Source organism: Citrobacter sp., assembly GCF_050252275.1.
Taxonomy (GTDB): Bacteria; Pseudomonadota; Gammaproteobacteria; order Enterobacterales; family Enterobacteriaceae; genus Citrobacter_A; species Citrobacter_A amalonaticus.
The window spans coordinates 1-4,433 of sequence record NZ_JBFWLF010000340.1 but is presented as its reverse complement, the minus strand read 5'-3'; the positions used below and the strand labels follow the sequence as shown (position 1 = coordinate 4,433).

The window sequence follows — 4,433 nt, the reverse complement described above, 5'->3', positions numbered from 1 at the left end:
TGGTAACGAGGACGGACCCCAAAATGAAAAGACTGATTATTGCCGCGGCGTCCAACGTTCGATTACTCCTCAATCAGGAATTTTTTGGTGCATTGACATTATCATATTAACGGCTACATCCGGGCGTTACTTAGTCCTGCAGCCGTTTTTTTTATGATTTCAGAAAGGGATGACCCGAGATCGTCAGTTGCGTACCGTTTTGACTGTTTTGCAATACGGCATGCGCGCCCAACGCCAGCGTAACGGTTCGCGGCTCATGACCAAAATCGAGTCCAGTTATCAGGGGAATAGAGAGGCGTTCACGTAAAAACGCATACACGGTGTTAAGATCGTAACCGGCATCATACTCATTCGGGGTGCTACCGCTGAAACTGCCCAGCACAATGGCGCTCTGCCGGTTCAATATACCGGCGTCAACCAACTGCAATAACATGCGCTCAACGCGAAAAGGGTGCTCGTTAATGTCTTCCAGTACCAGAATGCCGTTTTCTATTTTGGGCATCCACGGGGTACCGATGAGCGAAATCAGCATCGCCAGATTACCGCCCCACAGCGTTCCTTGCGTGTGACAGGCCGGACCATCGCCTTGCCATTCCACCGTGTACTGCGCGTGACGCAATGCCTGCCAGAAATGGGTTTGCGTAAAGGTATTCAGCTCCGGCGCGCCAACGTTCGCCGCCAGCATTGGACCACTGAAAGTGATGACATTGCCCAGCGCCAGCAGACCGCACTGGATCGCCGTAAAATCACTGTGTCCGCAAATAAGCAGCGGATCCCGCTGTTGTCGGGCGGCAAGGGCCTGCCAGTCGATGTGTTGCAGTAGACGGCTCGCTCCATAGCCACCGCGCACCGGCATGACGATGGTGTCCGGCGCGGTGAGATGCACAAGGTCGTTCACGTCCGCCAGACGCTCCGAATCCGTACCCGCAAAGCGTTGATGGCGACGACTGACCACCGCCGTATTATCGACCTGATGCCCGGCCTCTTTAAGGCGCTGGATACCAAGTAAAGCCGCGTGCTGATTGATGCAGTAGCCCGAGGGGGCAATTAAGTGAAACCGGGACATGGCAATTCCTTGCTACAACAGAAACCAAATGTATATCATGCCGCTTATAGTAGAACGTTTTGCCGGAGGGTGCTTTGCTTATCCGGTTTATAACGGTGGTTTTAGTAACAAAGCGTTCCGGCGATAAGGACAGAAGACGTGAAATTGAGATGGTTTGCTTTTTTAATTGTGCTGCTTGCAGGCTGTAGTTCAAAACAAGATTATAAAAATCCCCCGTGGAACGCGGAAGTGCCGGTAAAACGTGCCATGCAATGGATGCCGATCAGCGAAAAAGCCGGTGCGGCGTGGGGCGTTAGCCCACAATTGATTACGGCGATTATCGCCATTGAGTCAGGCGGGAATCCCAATGCGGTCAGCAAATCGAATGCGATAGGGTTGATGCAATTAAAAGCGTCAACTTCAGGACGCGATGTCTATCGTCGGATGGGCTGGAGCGGCGAGCCTACGACCAGTGAACTGAAAAACCCGGAACGGAATATCTCAATGGGCGCTGCCTACCTGAGTATTCTGGAGACCGGCCCGCTCGCCGGCATTGAGGATCCGCAGGTGATGCAGTACGCGCTGGTCGTCTCCTACGCTAACGGCGCAGGCGCACTGCTACGCACGTTCTCTTCCGACCGGAAAAAGGCAATTAACAAAATCAACGATCTCAGCGCTGATGAGTTCGTTGAACACGTCGCGGATAATCATCCTGCGCCTCAGGCGCCGCGCTACATCTATAAATTGCAGCGCGCGCTGGATGCGATGTAATTAGTCGCGCACTTTATTTGATTTTTCGCGCGCTTCGCGCTCAAGGGAAAAGATAATCCGCTGAAGTTCCCGCTCCACCGCCGGGCCGACGTTGAGAAAACGAAAGCTCAGGCGGGGAGTGGAAATGGTCTCGTTTTTGCCGTCAATCACTTTGCGTTCGGTGACGGAAATCAGCTGTGCGTCAAAGTGAAACATTCCCCATTCCCCCATATCCAATGCCACCTGCGAAAAACGCATCCCTTCGGTGAGACCTGACGGTTTCGGGCCTTCCAGCAGAGCACCCATTCCGCCGAGGGAAAGATCGTACAGACGAAAACGTAGGGTGCTGTTATCCGGCATCTGTGCCGTACAACCGTAGGGAGGATGGAGCGGCGCGCAGATGCGGAAGTATTCCGTCGTTGCACAAACCACAGCGCCGGAGGGAGCGGGGTGATAAAGGCGGGAAGCTGCTGATACTCACCGCTGTGCAACTGCTCAAGAGTAAACTCGACCTTCGCGCCCTGGGTTTCGGCGGTAAAGGTAATATTGCGCGCTTTTTGCACGGCGAGATTTTCTTTTTGCTGACTGCCAAAATCCATCACCAGTCTTTCGGCCGAGACGTCAAGGATCTTGCTGATGAATTGTCCGCCGGACCAGGAGACGCGCAAAGGCACCTGGTTGCTGTTTAAGTCGCGAAGAACCCCCAACACCGCCAACGGATTTTGCTTCAGGAACTGCTCATTGTAATGACTCACGCGGAATGCCTCCTGGCTGCCTGACAGTCTATCGAACGGTTATCGGCAAGACGCAGGAGAACTTAATACAAACGCGTGATTTTTTTACCAAAGACAAATAATTCAGCCTCGCGGAAACAACGGGGATCAAGGGGTTGCCTATACTTAACGGACAAGCGCAAGAAACGGTTGCGTGTGGTTTCCCTGAAAAGAGGGTCTGAACATGGGAATTATTGCCTGGATTGTATTTGGTTTGATTGCCGGTGTTATCGCCAAATTGATCATGCCGGGACGTGACGGCGGCGGATTCATCCTGACCTGTATACTCGGCATCGTCGGTGCTGTAGTGGGCGGATGGCTGGCGACCATGTTTGGTATTGGCGGCACGATCAGTGGTTTTAACCTTCACAGTTTCCTGGTCGCTGTGGTGGGCGCCATTGTGGTGCTGGTGGTATACCGGCTCGTACGCCGCGATTAATAACAATACGGCTCCTGCGGGAGCCGTGTTTTTAATGGTATTCCCCTTCAATTCCTCTCTTGATTTACCCATTGAAATGAGAATAATTGGCATTCCAATTTAAACTGATAATTATTCTCACTATGTCAACTTCTTGTTTTCGACTTTGCGCGCTTTCTGGCTGTATCTCACTGGCTCTGACCACATTGTCATATGCGGCGGACACCAACGAATCGACTATTGTCGTTTCAGCGACAGGTCAGGAGAGCCTGCTGCCTGCCTGGACTAACAGCGCCACCAAATCTGCTGTCCCGGAAAGTAAAACGCCGCAGGTGATTAATACCATCGATAATCACGAGATCGCGTTACGTCATGCGAATTCCGTCAACGAGATCCTGCGCTATGCGCCGGGGGTGTCGACAGAAATGCGCGGCAATACCTCCTACCTGAGCGAGTACAAGATTCGCGGTTTCTCTGTCGATCAGGAGTACTACAACGGCCTGCAGTTGCCGTACAACGTCACTGGCAACACCAAAGCACGTATCGACCCGCTGCTGGTGGAAAGCGTCGATATTCTGAAAGGGCCCGCCTCTGTGCTGTATGGCAGCGGTTCGCCAGGAGGACTGGTGAATATTCAGGGCAAAAAACCGCAGGCTGAACAAAAAACGGAGATCGGCTTTAATACCGGTACACGAAATCTGAAAGAAGGCTATCTGGATTCCACCGGCAAAATCAGCGACAGCGACTGGAATTACCGTCTGCTGGGCAAGGCGACGGAGGGCGACGATCAACCGCGCACCACCCGTTATGAAGACTATCTGTTGGCGCCCTCCGTCACCTGGCAACCAGACAGCAAAACGCGCCTGACGCTGGATGCGCTGGTGCAAAATACACCGTCGTTGTCGCCGTCAAACCCGTTACCCATTGCCTATTTGCGCTCGGGGTATGCCGATCGCCGTGATTACGCCGGTGATGAGTGGAGTGGCTTTAAGCAGCGTCAGTGGATGGTGGGTTATCATTTCGAACATGAATTTGACAGCGGTTGGGGATTCAGTCAGCGGGCGCGCTATTTTGATGTTGATACGCACCAGCGCAGCGTCTATTCAACCGGCAATGGCACAAACCCGGTCTGGATGCTGAACCGCTTTGCCTATACCACCGATGAAGATCTGAAAAGTTTCAACATTGACAACCAGGTAACGAAAACGGTCACGCTGGGCGAGTGGCAGCACCATATTCTGGCCGGTTTTGATTATCAGAAACTCGACAGCCATTACTTCTACCGTTACGCCAGCGCCACGCCGGGAATCGACATGCGCGACCCGGATTTCCATCAGGTGCATACTGCCGATCTGGGGTTGTACACCGCACAGAAAAACCGCCTTTCTTATCAGCAAAATGGCTACTACTTGCAGGATCAGGTGGCGTTTGGCGGCTTAAATCTGTT

General features: G+C 52.9%; 4 protein-coding genes and 1 pseudogene. 3 read left to right on the top strand and 2 right to left on the bottom strand.

Annotation, left to right across the window (positions count from 1 at the left end; translation table 11 throughout):
• Positions 1-151: 151 nt before the first annotated feature.
• Positions 152-1,066 carry a muramoyltetrapeptide carboxypeptidase gene (gene ldcA, locus AB7E14_RS21000; RefSeq protein ID WP_043000447.1) on the bottom strand — a complete coding sequence of 305 codons (915 nt, stop codon included), beginning with the start codon at positions 1,064-1,066 and terminating at the stop codon, positions 152-154.
• Positions 1,067-1,204: 138 nt separating this feature from the next.
• On the opposite strand from ldcA, the gene emtA reads away from it, so the two are divergent.
• Complete coding sequence (gene emtA, locus AB7E14_RS20995) at positions 1,205-1,816, top strand: membrane-bound lytic murein transglycosylase EmtA (RefSeq protein WP_042318553.1); 612 nt, start codon at positions 1,205-1,207, stop codon at positions 1,814-1,816.
• On the opposite strand, the pseudogene ycgR reads toward emtA, so the two are convergent.
• Positions 1,817-2,550 (bottom strand): annotated as a pseudogene (gene ycgR / locus AB7E14_RS20990) (flagellar brake protein YcgR). It abuts the gene before it with no gap.
• Between the two features lie 202 nt (positions 2,551-2,752).
• Here ycgR and AB7E14_RS20985 point away from each other — a divergent pair.
• Both AB7E14_RS20985 and AB7E14_RS20980 read left to right on the top strand, forming a co-directional pair.
• On the top strand, positions 2,753-3,007 hold the full coding sequence (locus tag AB7E14_RS20985; RefSeq protein WP_043000449.1) for a GlsB/YeaQ/YmgE family stress response membrane protein: 255 nt from the start codon (positions 2,753-2,755) through the stop codon (positions 3,005-3,007).
• Between the two features lie 122 nt (positions 3,008-3,129).
• The coding region (locus AB7E14_RS20980; RefSeq protein WP_428169898.1) for a TonB-dependent siderophore receptor at positions 3,130-4,433 on the top strand (1,304 nt) is incomplete at its 3' end.

Coding starts and splice junctions, on each gene's coding strand:
- ldcA (WP_043000447.1), bottom strand. CDS start 1,066: ATGTCCCGGTTTCACTTAATTGCCCCCTCGGGCTACTGCATCAATCAG.
- AB7E14_RS20985 (WP_043000449.1), top strand. CDS start 2,753: ATGGGAATTATTGCCTGGATTGTATTTGGTTTGATTGCCGGTGTTATC.